Below are 17,663 nucleotides of genomic sequence, written 5' to 3'. Positions count from 1 at the left end.
CCCATCCAGGGTACCGCGGCGCTCCCCCTACCGCACGTCAGCGGCGCACCACGGGCACGCGTACTCGGCGTCCGGGCTGCTCACGCGCTTGAACGAGGTGTGCCAGCGCTCGCACATGGCACGCAGGTTCCACCGGCCGACCGCTACCTTCGATGCCTGAGTTTTCACCGCGCATCCCTCCTCTGACCCCGGTGCGGGCGCACGAGATGCGGGCCCGCCGTGGGATAGAGTGAAGCAGCTTTCCGCCTGGATTGCGCGGCGGCGGCGCGTATTCGATCGAATCGGAACAGCGGCGAACGGGTGTGCGGGATCAGCCCTCCGGCGTGGCCCCGGACAGCACGTCGAGCGCGTGCTGCAGATCGGCCGGGTAGCGCGAGCTGTACTCGACCGGCTCGCCGGTGCCCGGGTGGCGGAAGCCGAGGCGCATCGCGTGCAGCCACTGCCGGCCGAGCCCGAGCCGCGCTGACAGGGTCGGGTCAGCACCGTACATGCCGTCGCCGACGCACGGGTGCCGCTGCGCGGACATGTGCACGCGAATCTGGTGTGTGCGGCCGGTCTCGAGTTCGATCTCGAGCAGCGTCGCGTACGGGAACGCCTCGAGCGTCTCGTAGTGGGTCACCGAGGGCTTGCCGTCGCGGGTCACCGCGAACTTCCACTCGTGGCCGGGGTGGCGCCCGATGGGCCCCTCGATCGTGCCGGAGAACGGGTCGGGGTGTCCCTGGACGACCGCGTGATAGATCTTCGCGACCTCGCGCTCCTTGAACGCCCGCTTCAGCTCGCTGTAGGCGCGCTCGCTCTTCGCGACCACCATGAGGCCGCTCGTGCCAGCGTCGAGGCGGTGCACGATGCCCTGCCGCTCGGGCGGACCGGAGGTCGCGATCCGGTAGCCGGCACCGGCGAGGGCGCCGAGCACGGTGGGCCCCTCCCAGCCGAGCGAGGGGTGCGCCGCGACGCCAGCCGGCTTGTCAATCACCACGATGTCGTCGTCGTCGTGGACGATGCCGAGCTCGGGCAGGTGCACGGGAATGACCTCCGGGCCGCGCTTCTCCTCCCAGGCGACCTCGAGCCAGCCGCCAGCGGCGAGCCGATCCGATTTGCCGAGCGTCTGGCCGTCCAGCGAGACGCCTCCGCCCTGCGCGATCTCCGCCGCGAAACTCCGCGAGAAGCCGAGCATCTTCGCGAGCGCAGCGTCGACGCGCTCGCCGGCGAGGCCGTCAGGGACAGGGAGACTACGGTGCTGCATCGCCGCGACCTTCCGGGGACTCGTCAGGCGTGGCTTCGTCATCAGGCGTGGCTTCGGCGCGCTTCGCGGCATCGGCCGCCGCGTCGTCCGCGCGCGCCTGGGCGCGCGTGCGCCCGTCGATCGGCAGGCCGAGCAGCGTGATCACGATGAACAGGATCATGCCAGACACAATCCCGATGTCCGCGATGTTGTAGATCGCTTCGTTGAAGCCCAGCCACATCCACGGCGTAGAAATGAAGTCGATCACGTGGCCCTCGGGGAACCCGGGCTCGCGCGTGAGGCGATCGGTGAGATTGCCGAGCACGCCGCCGAGCAGGAGGCCGAGGAAGATCGCCCAGGGCAGCGACCGGAGGCGGCGGATCTGCCACAGGATGACGATCACCACGGCGGCGGCGAGGATCGTGAAGATCCAGGTCTGCCCCGTCGCGAGCGAGAACGCCGCGCCGGGGTTCCGAACGAAGTGCCAGCGCAGCACATCCCCGAGCACGGGAACGGTCACGCCCTCCGGCAGCGTCGCGACAACCCAGTTCTTGACGAGCTGGTCGGCGGTGAACACCGCGAGCGCGACCACACACAACACCACCGGCACCAAGCGGCGCCACGGCCGAGAGGCCGTGGCGCCGGGTGCCGCATCAGCGACGATGTTCACGCGTGACGACTACTGGAGGCCGTCGGGAGCGCCAGCGGGCTCGGGCGAGCCGTCGAGGCCGCGCAGCTGCGACTGGATGTAGGAGCGCAGCGTCGAGCGGTACTCGCTCTCGAACTGACGCAGGTCCTTGATCTTGAACTGGAGGTCGCCGCGCTCATCACCGAGGAGGCGGAGCTCCTCAGCGCGCTGCTGCTGCGCGTCCTCAACGAGCTGCTTCGCGGTGCGCTCAGCGTCGAGGATCATCTGATCGCGCTTCGCCTCGGCCTGCGAGATGAGCTCGTCGCGGGTGGACTCGCCCTCGCGCACGTGCTTGTCGTGCAGCTCGAGTGCGAGCTGCAGCATCGCGCTCGACTTCACGGCGTCGGGCGCGGCGCCTTCCGCCGCTGCGGCGACGGGGGCCGGCGCGGCGACCGGAGCCGGGGTGGGGGCCGGAGCGTCGACGACGATGGTCTGCTCAGACGGTGCCGAATCGGCCGAGCCGTCGTGGCCCGCCCCTGCCTCGCACTCAGCAAGCTTCGCGGTGAGCTCGTCGATCTTCGAGCGCAGCTCGTCCTTCTCCTGCTCGTGCTGGCGCAGCTCCTCGACGATGGTGTCGAGGAAGTCGTCGACCTGGTCCAGGTCGTAGCCATCGCGGAACTTGGTGATCGTGAACTTCTGGTTCACGACATCTTCGGGAGTCAGGGCCATCGTTTCGTCTCTTTCGATTCGGGACCACTGACGTGGTCTGTGACAACGCTCGAATACACGCGGTCTGTGACCACGCTAGCAAAGAAAGCTTCGTTCGCGCAGAATCCGTTTATAGGCGGACGGGCAGGATCGCGAGGAGAATGATGCAGACGAGCATGGTGAGCATCCAGCCGAGATCGATCGACACCTGCCCGAGCCGGATCGGGGGAAGCAACCGTCGGAACATCCGAATCGGCGGGTCGGTGATGGTGTACACGAACTCGACGAGCACCGCCCAGATCCCGCGCGGGCGGAAGTTTCGGTTGAGCACGGTCACCCAGTCAAGGATGAATCGCGCCCAGAGCACGAGCGTGTAGATCCGCAGCGCGATACGCAGCACCAGGAACAGGACGACAAATACTCCCACTGGTTATTCCGCGGGCGAAACGAAGAACGAACCGCTGTCGTTCTGCCGCGACTCCTCGCCTGCGATCTCGATGTGCTCGGGCGAGAGGAGGAACACCTTGCTCGTGACGCGCTCGATGCGACCGTTGAGCCCCATCGTGAGGCCGCTCGCAAAGTCGATGAGTCGCTTCGCGTCGCCCTCGTTCATGCGCGAGAGGTTGATGATCACCGGCACGCCGGCACGGAAGCTCTCGGCCACGACCTTCGCGTCGCGGTACTCGGTCGGGTGGACCGTGAGGATCTCGTTCAGCGGCTGCGCGGCCGGCTGCGACGTGGGGGTGACGCGGCGCAGCGGGGTCACGGCGGCGCGCGGCGCCGGCGCGGCGCGCACGGGCTCAGGCTTTGCGGCCTGCGTCTGCGATGCGCGCGGAGCCGCGGCGGTCTCCTCGGCTGCCGACTGATCCTCGAGCTCTTCCTCGGCGAGGCCGAGGAACACCATCGTCTTCTTCAGCGGGTTGCTCATATTCTCTCCCAACGGTGCGGTGCTCCGAGACTATCGGGGCTCTGGTCGATTCCCGGTGATTGCGCTGCCGATTCGCAGGTGTGTCGCCCCGGCAGCGATCGCCTCGGCGTAGTCGTGCGTCATCCCAGCGGAGATGGCGCTCGCCGCTGGTGCGACGGCGCGCACGCGCTCGGAGTACTCAGCGAGACGCGCGAACGCACGCGCGGGCTCCTCGTCGAGCGGGGCGACGGCCATCACGCCGCGCAGGCGCAGCGACGGATTCTGCAGCGCGTGTTCGGCGAGCTGTTCGAGCTCTGCCGGCGCTGCGCCACCACGACCCGGGTCGTCGGTGAGATTGATCTGGAGGAACGCGTCAAGCGGGCGCTCCAGCTCGGTCAGCGCGTCGATGAGGCGCGCGCGGTCAACGGAGTGGATCGCCTGCGCGTACCGCGCGGCCTGCCGCGCCTTCTTCGTCTGCAGCTGACCAACGAAGTGCCAGCGGAGATCCAACTCCGCGAGCTCCGCGGCCTTCTCCTGCGCCTCCTGGTGCCGGTTCTCCCCCACGTCGCGAACGCCGAGCGCGGCGAGCGCGCGCACGAGCGAGGCCGGGTGGAACTTCGTGACCACGATTGTGGTCACGTCCGCGGCGTCGCGGCCCGCCGCCCGGCAGGCCTCAGTGACCCCGGCCTGCACCGCCGCGAGGCGATCCGCAAGGCCGGGGTACTCAGGGGTAGCGAGCTCGCTCATGCGTCCTACTTCAGAAACTCGGGGATGTCGAGATCGCCGTCGTCGTCTCCGTCGAAGGCCGGATCCTTCATCTGCGCCTCGACCGGCGGGTTCGAGAGCACCTCGCCGAACTGGCCCGTCACGGGCGCCTCGACGCCGCGGTCACCGTTGGCGTTGAAACCCGGGAAGCCGAGCCCGGTGGCCTCGCCGGCCGCACCGCTCGCGGTGACGCGCGCGCCGGGCACCTCGTCGAGGCTCTCGACGTGGCTGCCGCGGCGTCCGCGCTCGGGCGATGCCACCTGGGCTGCTGCCTGGTCGGCGTCGAAGCCAGCCGCGATCACGGTGACGCGCACCTCGTCGCCGAGCGTGTCGTCGATGACGGTACCGAAGATGATGTTCGCCTCGGGGTGCACCACGTCCTGCACGAGCGTGGACGCCTCGTAGATCTCGCTCAGCGCGAGGTTCGAGGAGCCCTGGATCGAGAGCAGCACGCCGTGCGCGCCCTCGACCGACGCCTCGAGCAGCGGCGATGCGACAGCCAGCTCGGCGGCCTTGATGGCACGGTCGGCGCCGCGCGCCGAGCCGATCCCCATGAGCGCAGCGCCCGCGCCCTGCATCACGGACTTCACGTCGGCGAAGTCCAGGTTGATGAGGCCGGGCGTGGTGATGAGGTCCGTGATCCCGGAGACCCCGGCGAGCAGCACCTGGTCAGCTGCGGCGAACGCCTCGATCATGCTGATGCCGGGCTCGCTGATGTCGAGCAGACGGTCGTTCGGGACCACGATGAGGGTATCGACCGCCTCGCGCAGCGTGTTCACGCCGGCGTCGGCCTGCGCCGCGCGGCGCTTCCCCTCGAAGCTGAAGGGACGGGTGACCACGCCGATCGTGAGCGCGCCGATCGACTTCGCGATGCGCGCGACGACGGGAGCCGCGCCGGTTCCGGTGCCGCCGCCCTCGCCCGCGGTGACGAAGACCATGTCCGCGCCCGTGAGCGCCTCCTCGATCTCCTCGGCGTGATCCTCAGCGGCGCGGCGACCCACCTCGGGATCGGCGCCGGCGCCGAGCCCGCGGGTGAGCTCGCGACCCACGTCGAGCTTCACGTCGGCGTCGCTGAGCAGCAGCGCCTGCGCGTCGGTGTTCACGGCGATGAACTCGACGCCGCGCAGGCCGAGTTCGATCATGCGGTTGACCGCGTTGACGCCGCCACCGCCGACACCGACGACCTTGATTACCGCGAGGTAGTTCTGGTTCCCTGACACCTGGATCCTCCGCCCCTAACCTTCAACTTCTACTTGAAGTTTAGAGTTAGTATTGCTGAATACGTTTCTGCGTCCACGCTAGGGCCACGGCCCAGCCCGCCGCGGCAGACACGCCGCGACCGCACGCAGAATCGCGAAACTTCGGCGACGCCGCCTACCGGAAGACCGGGGCCTCCGAGGACGACACGTCGATGTAGCTCACCTCGCGCCCCTCGAGCGACTTCAGCATCGTCGCGAGCACCGCCGACTTGCGCCGCGACGACTCGCTGTCCCCCCACATCACCTCGATGCCGTTGTCCAGCGTGAACGTCACGTCCTGCCCGCTCGACGCCGACACCTCGGTAATCCTGGTGCGCAGCGACTCCGGCATGTCGCGGAGCGCGCGGGTGGCCGAGCCAAACGCCTGCGAGGCGCGATCCTTTATCGCCCCGCCGCCGAGCGGCACGCCAGCCGGTGCGGCCTCCGCGGTGCCGAGCTTCACGCCAGCCGCGTCGTAGAGCCCGACCCCGCCGTCCTCGGCGAGCGACACCACCGCGACGCGCTCCTCGATCCGCACGGTCAGCGTGTGCGGCGGAATCCGCTCAACGGCGTAGCGCTGGATCAGGGGGAACGGTTCGAGCGCTCGGTGCACGTCACCGTCGTCAACGAGCGCGAGCGGCACCCCGGTGAACTCGGCGAGCGCCTCGCGCACCTCATCCTCCGGCACGTTCGACGCGCCGACGATCTCGATCGAGCGCACCCCCATCAGCGGCGTGAACACCCCGGCGGCGACGAACAGTATGAGGCCGACGACCGCGCCGAGCACGATCAGCCAGACGCGTCGACGGCGCCGCGCGGCGACCGTGAAGCGCTGCTGCTCGCGGCGCAGCTGCGACTTGCGCTGCCGCTCAGCCGCGCGCACGCGGCGCTCCGCGGCACGCACCGGGTCCTCGGCACGCGCCGCGCGCCACCGCGTCAGCGCGGATCCCGCGCGCGGGGGGACATCGAGCTCCGCGGAGTGATCGAGCTCCGCGGAGAGATCGACGGTCAGCGCCTCGGCTGGCGCGGGGTCAGCTGGCGCGGGGTCCCCCGACTCGCGGGCCGTCCGCGGCGCGACCCCCGAGCGCAACCGGTCGAGCACGCTCCGACGCTGCGTCGCCGGATCCGCAGCCGGGGGCTCCGGATCCCACGCAGCGGTCTCAGAAACGTCACCGTCCTGGGGCGCGGGCTCGCTCGACTCCGGGCGCTCAGGCGCCCGATCGAATCCGCCCGGCCGCTTCACTACTCGGCGACCTCAAACCGCCCGCGCAGGGCGGCGACGACCTGCGGGATGATCTGGTAGACCGTGCCGCAACTCATGGTGACCATGACGTCGCCAGGCTGCGCGAACTCGGCGAGGTACTCGGCCGCGCGCGCCCAATCGTCAATGTAGGAGACCTTGCTCGCGTCACTGAAGTCGCCCGACACGAGCGCGCCGGTCACCCCGTCGACGGGATCCTCGCGTGCTCCGTCGACCGCGAGCACAACCGTGTGATCCGCGCCGGCCTCGAGCACCTCTGCGAACTCGCGGTGGAACAGGCTCGTGCGGCTGAACAGGTGCGGCTGGTGGATCGCGACGAGGCGACCGTCCCCAACCACCGCGCGCGCCGAGTCGAGCAGCGCCGCAACCTCGGTGGGGTGATGCGCGTAGTCGTCGTAGACGCGGACGCCGCCGACCTCGGCATGGAACTCGAAGCGGCGCTTCGTGCCGCCGAACTCCGCAATCGCCGCGAGCGCCGCCGCCGGCTCGAAGCCGAGCCCCGTCAGCACGGCGAGCGCGCCCACCGCGTTGACCGCGTTGTGGCGCCCGTACACCGCGAGCTGCGCACTGTACTCGGCGCCGTCGAGTGCGACGGTGAAGCGTACCGGGCCGGAGTCATCAACCGAGAGGATGCGCACATCGGCGTCCTCGGCCTCGCCGAAGGTGCGGATCGGGGCGTGCGCCTGGGCGCCGTCGGCGCGGAGCGCGGCGAGCACCTCGAGCGCACCGGGATCGTCGGCCGAGATGACAATCTGCTCGCGCGCGCCGCGGGCGAAGTCAACGAACGCCTGCATGAACGCCTCGCGCGAACCGTAGAAGTCCAGGTGCTCGGGATCGACGTTCGTGATGAGCGCGATCGCCGTGTCGTACAGCAGGAACGACTTGTCGGACTCGTCGGCCTCGATCACGAAGAGGTCGTCGCTGCCGGGACCGGAGCTCACGCCGAGCGACTCGATGATGCCGCCGTTCACGAACGACGGGTCGGCGCCGGCGCCGAGCAGGCCGGTGACGATCATCCCGGTGGAGGTCGTCTTGCCGTGCGCGCCGGCGACCGAGACGACGCGCTTGCCGCGCGCCAGCCAGGCGAGGGCCTGCGAGCGGTGCAGCACGGGCATCCCCGTGGCGAGCGCGCGCTGGTACTCGGGGTTGTCCTGCCACAGCGCGCCGGTGACGACGAGCGTGTCCGCCTCGCCGACGTTCGCGGCGTCGTGGCCGATGGCGACGGGGATCCCGATCTCTTCGAGCGCGGCCGTCGAGTAGTTCGCACTGCGGTCGGACCCGGTTACGGTCACGCCGGCCTGGTGCATCATGCGCGCGATCCCGCTCATCCCGGAACCACCGATGCCAACGAAGTGCACCTTCCCCAGCTCGTCGGGGATGGTCAGTTCGAGATCGGGGTAGATCATGGATCCTCCTAGCAGGTCGACAGTCAAGCGTACCGTGTGGCGCCTGCGTGGCGCGCGGTCGCGCGCGGCGCGGCCCGAGCATTTCCCGGAGAACGCGCGATTCCCTGGGAAACCGCGCGATTCCCACGGGACACACCAATTCCCACTGAGAAATCTGAAATCTCGGGCGCGTGAGCGCGAAAGGCTCCGAGATATCAGATTTCTCCGCCTGGATTCGGGGGCGGGGTGGAGTGGGGGGTGGGGTGAGCGGGGCTGGGCGGACGCTATGCCGGGCGCTCCGCCGCGGGCGGCGGGACCAGCGGGACGGCGAGCGCCGGGGTCAGCGCGATCAGCGCGAGGGTCGCGGGGACACCGAAGAGGCCGATCACGCCGCCCACCACGGGCCCGACCGCCGCCGCCGCGAGGAACTGGCCGGTGTTCTGGATGCCGAGCGCGCGGCCCGCCCAGGACGGGCCTGCGAGCTCGGCGACCGCGGTGAACGCGAGGCCGTTGTCGGCGACGCTCACGCAGCACGCGATCACGTACGCCACCGCCGCGGGCACGCCCCACTCGAACCAGCCGCACGCGGCGGCGAGGAGCAGCGTCGCGATTCCGGCGAACGCAACGAGACGGAGCGGCCGCAGGCGCGAGCCGGCCCGGTCGCTCCACACGCCCACCAGGATCCGCCCCGCCGCCCCGGCGAACTGCGCACCGGCGACGAGCGCGCCAGCCGCGAGTGCGCTCCACCCGAAGCCGACCGTGAACCACACGAGCCCGAACGTGGACAGCGCGAACTGCGGGACCACGAGCAGCACGGAGGCCGCGTGGATGCGCGTGAGCGTCCACCCCGAGCGGTACGGGTTCGCCGCGGCGGCCGGCAGCTGCGCGGTGGCGCTCCCCCGGCGCGGCGCCCGTTCGGGATCGTGCACGACCGCGAACACCGCGGCTAGGCTCACGAGCACGAGGACGCCGCCGAGCGCGAGCGCCGCGGCAACGCCCAGCCCAGCGGCGAGCGGCGGCACACCGAGGGCTGCGATCGCCATGCCGAGCGGCTGGCAGGTCTGCCTGATGCCCATCGCGAACCCGCGCCGCTCGGCGGGGAACCAGCCGGTGATCAGCCGCCCGCTCGCGCTGTTCGTGCACGCGGAGGCCGCGCCGCAGGCCACCAGCGCGACCGCGAGCGGCAGGAGCCCGCCGATGCCGGAGCCGGCGCCGGAGCCGGATCCCGCGCCTTCCCCGATCGGCGCCGCGGCGATCATCGCCAGCGCGACCGTCAGCGCGGTCGCCGCGAGGCCAACGATGAGCACCCGGCGCTCACCGAAGCGGTCGGTCGCGGCGCCCCACAGCACGAGCGCCGCGACGAGCCCGAGGTTCGGGGCACCGGCGAGCAGCCCGGCCTCCGCGAGGCTGAGGCCCCCGGCGTGGAGGTGCGGGATGAGGAATGCCGGCGCGGCAGCGACGATCGTGGTGGCGGCCTGCGCCAGCACCATGACGGCGAGCATCGCCCAGAGTCGGACGGGAACGTGCATGCGGAAACTCCAAAGAATGAGCGGAGACCGGCACGACGAAGCCGCCGCGGACGGGGAGCCGGTCGGCTCAGGCCCCGCCGCGGCTCCGAAGGAGCAGCCGCACGTGCATAGGGATGATCCTACCGGCTCCCACCGGCACCGCTAGCGCCGCTCGCCTCGTGCACGAGCGCGAGCAGCCGATCGGTGCCGTCGAGGCTGCCGGCGCTGCGCGAGCGCTCAGCCATCGCGGTGAGCCGTTCGTCGTCGGTGAGGAGCGGCAGGAGCGTGCCGGTCACCCACGCCGGCGTGAGTTCCGCGTCCTCGACGAGGAGCGCCCCACCGGCCTCGACGACGCCCGCCGCGTTGAAGCGCTGCTCGCCGTTGCCGACGGCGTACGGCACGAACACGGCCGGGATCCCGAGCCCAGCGAGCTCGCTCACGGTCGTGGAGCCCGCGCGGGACACGGCGAGGTCGCACGCCGCGAACGCGAGGTCCATGCGGTCGCAGTATTCGATGACGTGGTAGCCGGGCACCCCAGGATCCTCGACCTCGGTGAGTCCGCCCCACACGTGGAGCACCTGCACGCCGGCCGCGACGATTTCCGCGGCCGAGCCCGAGATGCCGCGGTTGATGGCGCGCGCGCCGAGCGAGCCGCCCGTCACGAGCAGGGTGCGTCGCTCGGGCTCGAGGCCGAAGTGCTCGCGCGCCGAGGCGCGGAGCGCGGCACGGTCGAGCCCGGCGATCTCGGGCCGCAGCGGCATCCCGGTGACCCGTGCGTTCGGGATCGGGGTGCCGGCGAAGGTGACGCCGACGTACGGGGTGCGGCGCGCCCCCATCTTGTTGGCCATGCCTGGCCTGGCGTTCGCCTCATGGATCACGACGGGCACGCCTTCCTTCGCCCCTGCGCGGTAGGCGGGGGCGGCAGCGTACCCGCCGAAGCCGACGATCACGTCGATGTTGCGCGCGCGAATGAGCTCGCGCACCTCGCGCACGGCGCGCGCGAAGCGCGCGGGGAACTGCAGCGCGGCGAGGTTCGGGCGGCGCGGAAACGGCAGGCGCGCGATCGTCGCGAGCTCGTAGCCCCGCTCGGGGACGAGGCGCGCTTCGAGCCCCTCGCGGGTGCCGAGCACGACGATCTCCGCGTCGGGTTCGGTGCCGCGGATGAGGTCGGCGAGCGCGAGCAGCGGGTTCACGTGGCCGGCCGTTCCGCCGCCGGCGAGCAGGTAGCGAGTCATCGTGGGTTCCGGGTCCTTTCCTGCGGCCGCGAGGCGCCTGCCGCGGCCAATTCTTCCTGGTACAGCGCGCCGTCGCGCGCGATCGATATCACCACGCCCATCGCCGCGAGACACGCAATGAGGGCGGTGCCGCCCGAGCTGATGAGCGGCAGCGGTACGCCGAGCACGGGCAGCACCTCAAGCACCACGCCGATGTTCACGAGGGCCTGGCCGACGATCCAGACGAGGATCCCGCCGACCACTGCCTTGCCGAAGCGGTCGCGCGCGCGGGTGATGACGCGGAGCATCACGACCGCGAGGGCGACGAACATGGCGATCACGAGCAGCGCGCCGATGAGTCCCAACTCCTCGCCGATGATCGCGAAGATGTAGTCGTTGTCTGCCGCGGGCAGCCAGGACCACTTCGCCTTCGAGCCGCCGAGCCCGACGCCGAAGAGGCCGCCGCCGGCGAGCGCCCAGCGCCCGTGAAGCGGCTGCCAGCCGAGGCCGGAGTAGTCAGTGTTGCCTTCGGCGTGGCCGAACAGGCGGTCAAGTCGGTTCTGGCTCGTGACGACGAAGAACACGACGGCGAGCAGGCCGCCCACCGCGGTCACGGTGAGGCTCTTCCAGCTCACCCCGCCGAAGTACATCGCACCGAACACCATGCCGGCCATGATGAGCACGGTGCCGAGGTCCTTGCCGAGCAGCACGACGCCGAGCGCGAGCAGCGCGCCGGGAATGACGACGGGGATCAGCTCGTGCTTCATCTCGCCGAGCAGCGGTTCCTTGCGCAGCAGCACGGTGCCGACCCAGACGACGAGCGCGAGTTTCAGCGCCTCAGACGGCTGGGCACCGAAACTGCCGATCTGGATCCAGTTGCGGTTGCCGTACACTTCGACGCCGAGCGGCGTGAACACGAGCAGCTGCAGGAGCAGGCCGAGGCCGAGCAGCCACCACGCCCACTTCTTCCAGACGTCGATCGGCATGGCGGCCGCGATGAGCATGAGCGGCAGCCCGATCAGGGCGAACGTGGCCTGCTTCCAGAACCCCCCGAAGAACCCCTGATCATTCAAGTACGAGGTGATGGACGACGACGACAGCACCATGATGAGCCCGAAGCCGACGAGCAGCAGCGTGATCGCGTAGAGGGCAATGACGGTGCGGTCGGTACCCGTGCGCAGCGCGGATCCCAAGCTGATACGGGCGACGCCCGAGCCGCGTCGCGTGCCGTCCGTCTGCCCCGTGCTCATGCGGCTCACCCGAGCTCGGACACGGCGGCCTGGAACTGCCTGCCGCGATCCGAGTAGCTCGCAAACTGGTCCATGGAGGCGGCGGCCGGCGACAGCAGCACGGTGTCCCCCGGCTGGGCGATGTCGGCCGCTGCGGCAACCGCTGCGGACATGACCGCCTCGCTCGCGTCGATCTCGGCGATGGGCCGGTCCCCGAGGTGCGCGCGGAGGGCGGCGAGCACGGGCGCGCGGTCGACGCCGATCACCACGGCGCCGCGGAGGCGGTGCGCGTGCGTCGCGACGAGCTGCGCGATGTCGACGCCCTTGAGGAGCCCGCCGACGATCCACACGACGTCCGTGAGCGCGCGGAGGGACGCGTCCGCGGCGTGCGCGTTGGTGGCCTTCGAGTCGTCGATCCAGTGCGCGCCGGCGTGCTCGCCGAGCCGCTGGGTGCGGTGCGGATCGGGCACGAAGCTCAGGATCGCGCTCGCGATCTCCGCCGGCTCGACCCCGCGTGAGCGCGCGAGCGCTGCCGCGGCGAGCACGTTCTGCACCATGTGCGGCGCTGCGAGGTCGCGCTCGGCGAGCTCTGCAACCGTGACGAGCTCGAACGCCTCGTCGCGGCGCTCGGCGTGGAAGCCACGGTCAACGAGGATGCCCTCGACGATGCCGAAACCGCTCGGCGGCGGCGTGTCGAGCCCGAAGCTGATCGCGCGCGCACCCTCGACGACGTCGGCGTCCTCGACCATGCGCTCGGTCGCCAGGTCGGCGCGGTTGTACACGCACGCCACCTGCGATCCCGTGTACACCTTCGCCTTTGCCGCCCAGTACGCGTCCGCGCTGCCGTGCCAGTCGAGGTGGTCGTCGGCGAAGTTCAGGCACGCGCTCGCGTACGGCGAGATCTCGCCCAGGCGCTCGAGCTGGAAGCTGGAGAGCTCCACCACGAGCGCGTCGTAGCCCTGCGGATCGCGGAGCGCGTCGAGGATCGGCGTGCCGATGTTGCCAGCCGGGGTGACGCGCAGGCCGCCAGCCGCGAGCATGTGCGCGGTGAGCTGCGTGGTGGTGGTCTTGCCGTTCGTTCCGGTGATGCAGATCCAGTCGGCGATCCGGGTGGTCTTGTCGCGCAGGCGCCAGCCGAGCTCGATGTCGCCCCACACCGTCACGCCGCGCTCGCTCGCCCAGGTGGTGAGCGGGTGGTCGGGCCGGTAGCCAGGCGACACGACCACCAGCTCGGGATCGAACTCGACGAGGTCCGCGAGCTGCGCGTCGTCGGCGCTCGCGGCGAATCGCTCCGCGCCGATCACGTCGAGCAGGCGCTCTCGATCGGGATCGGGGGCGCCGTAGACCACGCGCACCTGCGCGCCGAGTTCCACGAGCGTGTCGGCGACGGAGAAGCCGGTCACGCCGAGCCCGAGCACGGCGACGCGCAGCCGCGACCAGTCGTGGTGCCAGCTCGTGAGGGCCGCCACCCGCGTCGCAACCGACTCAGCCTGCGTGTTGTCCTCGGTCATCTCGTGTCCTGTCCCCTCTGATCCCAACTACTGCTGCAGCAGCCATTCGCCGTAGAAGGCACCCACGCCAGCCACGACGAAGAGCCCGGCGATGATCCAGAACCGCACGACCACGGTCACCTCGGCCCAGCCCTTGAGCTCGAAGTGGTGGTGGATGGGGCTCATCAGGAAGATGCGCTTGCCCTTCGTGACCTTGAAGTACAGCCGCTGCACGATGACGGAGCCGGTCTCGATGATGAAGAGGCCGCCGATCAGCACGAGCAGCAGTTCCGTGCGGCTGAGGATCGCGAGTGCGGCGATCGCACCGCCGATCCCCATCGAGCCGGTGTCGCCCATGAAGATCTGTGCCGGGTTCGTGTTCCACCACAGGAAGCCGGCGACGCCGCCGAGGAACGCCGCGGCGATGACCGCGAGGTCCATGGGGTCGCGGGTCTCGTAGCAGCCGGCCTCGAACGCGGTGGTGGCGCAGTTCTGCGAGGACTGCCAGAAGCCGATGATGAGGTACGCGCCGAACGCGAAGATCGCGGAGCCGGCGGCGAGCCCGTCGAGCCCGTCGGTGACGTTCACCGCGTTCGTGGTCGCGGTGACGATGACCATCACCCACACGATCACGAGGATGACGCCGAGCACCACGCCGAGCGACATGAAGTCGAACGGGAGGTCTCGGAAGAGCGAGATGTGCGTCGACACGGGCGTGAGCCCGGCATCGTTCGCGAACTGCAGGCCGAGCAGGGCGAACGAGACGGCGATGATCACCTGGCCCGCGATCTTCGCCCAGCCGCCCAGCCCGGCCGACTGCTGCTGCCGCGTCTTCATGAAGTCGTCGATGAAGCCGACGAGGCCGGCGCCGACGGCCATGAGGATCACGAGCAGCGCCGACGGCGTCGGGGTCTCCCCCATGACGAGCTTGCCGACGAAGTACGCGAGCACGGACCCCGAGAGGAAGATGATGCCGCCCATCGTCGGCGTGCCGCGCTTCACCTCGTGTTCCTTCGGCCCGTCGACGCGGATGGGCTGGCCCCATTTCAGGCGGTTGAAGATGCGCACGAACACGGGCGTGAGCAGCAGTGAGTAGAGCAGCGAGAAGCCGCCGGCGATCAACAGGGCGATCATGCGAAGGCCTCCCCCAGGCGGTCGCCGAGGAAGCGGAGGCCCGCGGCGTTCGATGACTTCACGAGTACGGTGTCGTTCGGCTGCAGCGTGCGCTCGAGGTACGCGAAGGCCGCGTCCTGATCCTCGAAGAACACGCTCTCGCCGTCCCAGGATCCCTCGTTGATGGCGCTGATGTGCAGGTTGCGCGCTTCGCTGCCGACCACGACGAGCTCGGAGATGCGCAGGCGCACGGCCTGCAGCCCGATCCGGATGTGCTCCTCGATGGAGTACTCGCCGAGCTCGCTCATCGCGCCGAGCACGGCGACGGTGCGCCCCTCGGGCTTCGCGATCTGGGCGAGCGTGCGCAGTCCCGCGCTCATGGAGTCCGGGCTCGCGTTGTACGCGTCGTTGATGATGGTCACGCCGTCGCGGCCGCCCATCACTTCCATGCGCCAGCGCGCCGCGCGCGTCGCGCCCTCCAGCGCGGCCACCACGTCGGCGAGCGAGAGGCCGAGTTCGAGGCCGACCGCGGCAGCAGCCAGCGCGTTGGTGACGTGGTGCTCGCCGAGCACCCGGAACACCACCGGGTGCGACGCGCCGTCGGCGTGGATCGTGAAGCGGGTGCCGCTCGCGTCGGAGTCGACGTCGCTCGCGCGCACGTCGGCCTCCGGGTGCCGGCCGAACCAGCGCACGCGTGCCCGGGTCAGCTCTCCCATGCGCGCGACGTAGCCGTCGTCGCGGTTCAGCACGGCGACCGCGGTCTCCGGCAGCTCGCGCACCATCTCGCTCTTCGTGCGGAACGTGGTCTCGATGCCGCCGAACTCGCCGGCGTGCGCGAGACCCACCGTCAGCACCACGCCGATGTGGGGCGGCGCCATGCCGGTGAGCCGCGCGATCTCGCCCTCGGCGCTCGCCCCCATCTCGGCGACGAGCGTCTTCGTGTCGTCCTCGACGCGCAGCATCGTGAGCGGGCCGCCCACCTCGTTGTTGAAGGACTTCTCCGAGGCGACGAACGTGCCGACGCGCTCGGCCATGGCCGCGACGAGGTTCTTCGTCGTGGTCTTGCCGTTCGAGCCGGTGATGCCGACGATCGTGAGGCCGCCTGCGGCGCGCACGCGGCGCACCACCTCCGTGGCGAGCGCGCCGAGCGCGTCGGTCGTGTCGGCAACGAGGATCTGCGGCACCCGGTCGTCGGTCTCGTGCTCGCCGACGATCAGCGCGGCGCCCGCGTCGATCGCCTGCGGCACGAAGCGGTGGCCGTCGGTCTCCTCGCCGCGGCGGGCGAAGAAGATCTGGCCGGGGGCCACCTCGCGCGAGTCGGTCTGCGACTCGCCGCGGACGACGGTCTCCGGCCCAGCGCCGGATGCGCCGGGCACCAGGCGTCCGCCGGTTGCGGCGGCAATCTCAGCGAGCGTCAGTTCAATCACTGGAGCAATCCTGCCTCGCGGAGCGCCCCGCGTACTTCATCCCGCGCCGAGTAGGGAAGAAACTGCCCGGCGATTTCCTGATGATCCTCGTGTCCTGGACCGGCATACAGGATAACGTCCCCGGCTTCGGCGAGCGAAATGGCGAGCCGCACGGCACGGCGCGGGTCGCCCTCCTCGATCACCTCGGCGTGCTGCGCGGAGCGCGCGCCGGCGAGCAGCTGAGCGCGGATCGCCTCGGGCGGCTCCGATCGCGGGTGGTAGTCGCAGATGATCACCGTGTCGGCGCCTGCGGCCGCGATGCGGCCCATCTCCTCGCGCTTCGTCGTGTCGCGGTCGCCGTCGGCGCCGAACATGAAGATGATCTTTCCTGGCGCGACCTCGCCGAGCGCGTCGAGCATCGCCTCGAACGCGCCTGGGGTGTGCCCGTAGTCGACGAAGAAGCGCGGGCCGCGCGAGCCCCGCTCGGTGATCTCCTCGAGCCGGCCGGGGATGTAGACCGGGATCGTGCCGCCGGTGAGGCCAGCCGCGACCTGATCGAGCGGTACGCCTGCCTCGTGCAGCATGATGAGCGCGAGCGCGGCGTTCTCCGCCATGAAGCGGCCGAACACGGGCACGCTGCCGCGGAAGTGCGCACCCTCGGGGCCCTGCAGCACGAACGACACGCCGTCGAGCGTCTGCGCGGTGATCGCGAGGTGCCAGTCCGCCTGCTGCCCGTACTCGGTGGCGAGGCGCGTGACCGGGATCTGCGACTCGCGCGCGATGCGCTGGCCGTACGCGGAGTCCACCACAACGACGCCGCGGCTCGCCCGCTCCGGGGTGAAGAGCGCGAGCTTCGCCTGGAAGTACGACTCGAGGTCGCCGAACTCGTCGAGGTGGTCCTGCGAGAAGTTGTTGAAGGCGACCACGTCGAAGTGCACCCCGTCGAGCCGGTGGCGCACCACCGCCTGCGCGGAGACCTCGATCGCGACGGCGTCGACGTCCCGCTCGCGCATGCGCGCGAGGAGGCCGTGCAGCTCGGAGGCTTCCGGGCTCGTGAGATTCGCGGGGATCACCTCGTCGCCGACGCGGCGCTCGGCCGTTGAGCTCAGCCCCGGCGTGAGGCCGGCGGCGTGCATCAGCTCGGCGAGGAGGTACACGACGCTGGTCTTGCCGTTCGTGCCGGTGACGCCGAGCATCTTCGGCGCGAAGTCGTCGGTGCGGTACACCGCGGCCGAGACCGCGCCGAGCAGTGCGCGCGGGTGCGTGTCGGCCACCAGGATCGGGAGCGTGACGCCGGCGGCGACGGCCAGCTCGGCGCCGGCCGCGTCGGTGAGCATCGCATGCGCGCCGAGCGACGCCGCCTGCGGCGCGAAGTCAGCGCCGTGGCGCTTCGCTCCCGGCATGCCGATGTAGAGGTCGCCCGCGCGCACGTCGCGCGAGTCGAGTGAGACGCCGGTCACTGAAACGTCGTCGTGCGCGCCGCCCGCTGCGAGCCCGAAGCGGGCCGCGAGCTCGGCGAGCGGGAACGGGGTGGGGGTCTGCGGGCGAATGCTCAGCGCATCTCCGGTACTCACGTGTGTGTGCCTCCT

17 protein-coding genes are annotated in these 17,663 nt (G+C 70.7%); all 17 read right to left on the bottom strand.

Annotation, left to right across the window (positions count from 1 at the left end):
• Positions 1 to 27: 27 nt before the first annotated feature.
• A complete protein-coding gene (locus EGM46_RS14640; protein ID WP_164512772.1) occupies positions 28 to 168 on the bottom strand; it encodes a hypothetical protein in 141 nt (46 codons plus the stop codon).
• A gap of 142 nt (positions 169 to 310) precedes the next feature.
• Positions 311 to 1,243 carry an RluA family pseudouridine synthase gene (locus tag EGM46_RS01375; RefSeq protein ID WP_125098491.1) on the bottom strand — a complete coding sequence of 311 codons (933 nt, stop codon included), beginning with the start codon at positions 1,241 to 1,243 and terminating at the stop codon, positions 311 to 313.
• Positions 1,230 to 1,892: a signal peptidase II gene (gene lspA, locus EGM46_RS01370; RefSeq protein ID WP_241156112.1), complete on the bottom strand. Its 663-nt coding sequence runs from the start codon at positions 1,890 to 1,892 to the stop codon at positions 1,230 to 1,232. The genes EGM46_RS01375 and lspA overlap by 14 nt, the downstream gene beginning before the upstream one ends.
• Positions 1,893 to 1,901: 9 nt before the next feature.
• Complete coding sequence (locus EGM46_RS01365; RefSeq protein WP_125098387.1) at positions 1,902 to 2,579, bottom strand: DivIVA domain-containing protein; 678 nt, start codon at positions 2,577 to 2,579, stop codon at positions 1,902 to 1,904.
• A 109-nt stretch (positions 2,580 to 2,688) separates the two neighbouring features.
• The gene (locus EGM46_RS01360) at positions 2,689 to 2,985 is read right to left on the bottom strand and encodes a YggT family protein (protein WP_125098386.1); all 297 of its coding nucleotides are present in this window, start codon (positions 2,983 to 2,985) and stop codon (positions 2,689 to 2,691) included.
• A 3-nt stretch (positions 2,986 to 2,988) separates the two neighbouring features.
• Complete coding sequence (locus EGM46_RS01355) at positions 2,989 to 3,486, bottom strand: cell division protein SepF (RefSeq protein WP_125098385.1); 498 nt, start codon at positions 3,484 to 3,486, stop codon at positions 2,989 to 2,991.
• Between the two features lie 30 nt (positions 3,487 to 3,516).
• Positions 3,517 to 4,212, bottom strand: coding sequence for a YggS family pyridoxal phosphate-dependent enzyme (locus tag EGM46_RS01350; protein ID WP_125098384.1), 696 nt, complete (start codon positions 4,210 to 4,212; stop codon positions 3,517 to 3,519).
• Between the two features lie 5 nt (positions 4,213 to 4,217).
• On the bottom strand, positions 4,218 to 5,450 hold the full coding sequence (gene ftsZ, locus EGM46_RS01345) for a cell division protein FtsZ (RefSeq protein WP_125098383.1): 1,233 nt from the start codon (positions 5,448 to 5,450) through the stop codon (positions 4,218 to 4,220).
• Between the two features lie 154 nt (positions 5,451 to 5,604).
• Entirely contained in the window at positions 5,605 to 6,570 is a 966-nt protein-coding gene (locus EGM46_RS01340) for a cell division protein FtsQ/DivIB (RefSeq protein WP_125098382.1), read from the bottom strand.
• Between the two features lie 140 nt (positions 6,571 to 6,710).
• Positions 6,711 to 8,135 (bottom strand): UDP-N-acetylmuramate--L-alanine ligase, encoded by a 1,425-nt coding sequence (gene murC, locus EGM46_RS01335; RefSeq protein WP_125098381.1) that lies wholly within the window; start codon positions 8,133 to 8,135, stop codon positions 6,711 to 6,713.
• Positions 8,136 to 8,398: 263 nt separating this feature from the next.
• On the bottom strand, positions 8,399 to 9,643 hold the full coding sequence (locus EGM46_RS01330) for an MFS transporter (protein WP_206427461.1): 1,245 nt from the start codon (positions 9,641 to 9,643) through the stop codon (positions 8,399 to 8,401).
• A gap of 119 nt (positions 9,644 to 9,762) precedes the next feature.
• Entirely contained in the window at positions 9,763 to 10,857 is a 1,095-nt protein-coding gene (locus EGM46_RS01325) for a UDP-N-acetylglucosamine--N-acetylmuramyl-(pentapeptide) pyrophosphoryl-undecaprenol N-acetylglucosamine transferase (protein WP_125098380.1), read from the bottom strand.
• Positions 10,854 to 12,086: an FtsW/RodA/SpoVE family cell cycle protein gene (locus tag EGM46_RS01320; protein WP_125098379.1), complete on the bottom strand. Its 1,233-nt coding sequence runs from the start codon at positions 12,084 to 12,086 to the stop codon at positions 10,854 to 10,856. Before EGM46_RS01320 ends, EGM46_RS01325 begins: the two co-directional genes overlap by 4 nt.
• 5 nt (positions 12,087 to 12,091) lie before the next feature.
• Positions 12,092 to 13,576 carry a UDP-N-acetylmuramoyl-L-alanine--D-glutamate ligase gene (murD, locus tag EGM46_RS01315; RefSeq protein ID WP_125098378.1) on the bottom strand — a complete coding sequence of 495 codons (1,485 nt, stop codon included), beginning with the start codon at positions 13,574 to 13,576 and terminating at the stop codon, positions 12,092 to 12,094.
• A 27-nt stretch (positions 13,577 to 13,603) separates the two neighbouring features.
• The gene (gene mraY / locus EGM46_RS01310) at positions 13,604 to 14,689 is read right to left on the bottom strand and encodes a phospho-N-acetylmuramoyl-pentapeptide-transferase (protein ID WP_125098377.1); all 1,086 of its coding nucleotides are present in this window, start codon (positions 14,687 to 14,689) and stop codon (positions 13,604 to 13,606) included.
• Complete coding sequence (locus tag EGM46_RS01305) at positions 14,686 to 16,095, bottom strand: UDP-N-acetylmuramoyl-tripeptide--D-alanyl-D-alanine ligase (protein ID WP_125098376.1); 1,410 nt, start codon at positions 16,093 to 16,095, stop codon at positions 14,686 to 14,688. The genes mraY and EGM46_RS01305 overlap by 4 nt, the downstream gene beginning before the upstream one ends.
• Positions 16,092 to 17,648 carry a Mur ligase family protein gene (locus EGM46_RS01300; protein WP_125098375.1) on the bottom strand — a complete coding sequence of 519 codons (1,557 nt, stop codon included), beginning with the start codon at positions 17,646 to 17,648 and terminating at the stop codon, positions 16,092 to 16,094. Before EGM46_RS01300 ends, EGM46_RS01305 begins: the two co-directional genes overlap by 4 nt.
• Positions 17,649 to 17,663: the final 15 nt, after the last annotated feature.

Source organism: Leucobacter chromiireducens (assembly GCF_003917135.1).
GTDB classification, from domain to species: Bacteria; Actinomycetota; Actinomycetes; order Actinomycetales; family Microbacteriaceae; genus Leucobacter; species Leucobacter chromiireducens_A.
The sequence above is the reverse complement of the archived record's forward strand: the minus strand, read 5'-3'. Positions and strand labels throughout refer to the sequence as shown.